The organism is Paraburkholderia sp. 31.1 (genome assembly GCF_014397645.1).
GTDB classification, from domain to species: Bacteria; Pseudomonadota; Gammaproteobacteria; order Burkholderiales; family Burkholderiaceae; genus Paraburkholderia; species Paraburkholderia tuberum.
In genome coordinates this window covers 1-671 of record NZ_VZQN01000192.1, presented here as the reverse complement: position 1 = coordinate 671, position 671 = coordinate 1, and the positions used below count along the sequence as shown (strand labels likewise).

Here is a 671-nt window from a genome sequence, read left to right as displayed (position 1 = left end):
TAGACGGTGTTAGGAACTTCGAAGTACTGGGATTGCATGGACAAGCATAAGCATGGCGAAGACGACAAAATGCAGACCTGCGAGTGTTTCGGGCAAGCGTTCGTAGTCACGTGCGAGGCGTCGAAAGCGGTTGAGCCATCCGAAGCTGCGCTCGACTACCCATCGACGTGGCAACAGCACGAAACCCTTTTTCGCTTCATCGAGCTTGACCACCTGGAGATCAATTCCCTGAGCGCGCGCGGCCTGCGCAGGAGCTTCGCCCGTGTAACCCTGATCGGCAAAGGCCACTTTCACGGTTTCTCCCGTTGCCTGCTGCACCTGGCGCGCCAGCTCTGCGACCTGTGCGCGCTCCTGCTCGTTGGCCGGTGTCACGTGTACGGCGAGCAACTGACCCAGCGTGTCGACCGCCATATGCACCTTGCTGCCACGCTTGCGCTTGTAGCCGTCATAGCCTGCGCGTGGACCGCTCTCACATGTCGATTGCATCGTACGGCCATCAAGGATCACCGCGCTGGGCTGCCCCTGCCGCCCCTGCGCGACACGGATGATCGAACGAAGATCACTCACCATGCACTCGAAACAGCCGGCCGCCAGCCATCGTTGCGTCTGCTGGTACACGAGTTCCCACGGCGGAAAGTTGGTCGGCAGCATTCGCCACGCAGCCCCAGCGC

Annotated in this window: 1 protein-coding gene; it reads right to left on the bottom strand. The window is 61.1% G+C overall.

Translation table 11 applies throughout. The features are described from left to right. Nucleotides 1–9: 9 nt before the first annotated feature. Nucleotides 10–671, bottom strand: a 662-nt coding sequence (locus F6X37_RS35960) for an IS5 family transposase (protein ID WP_187614689.1), incomplete at its 5' end; no start/stop codon positions are given.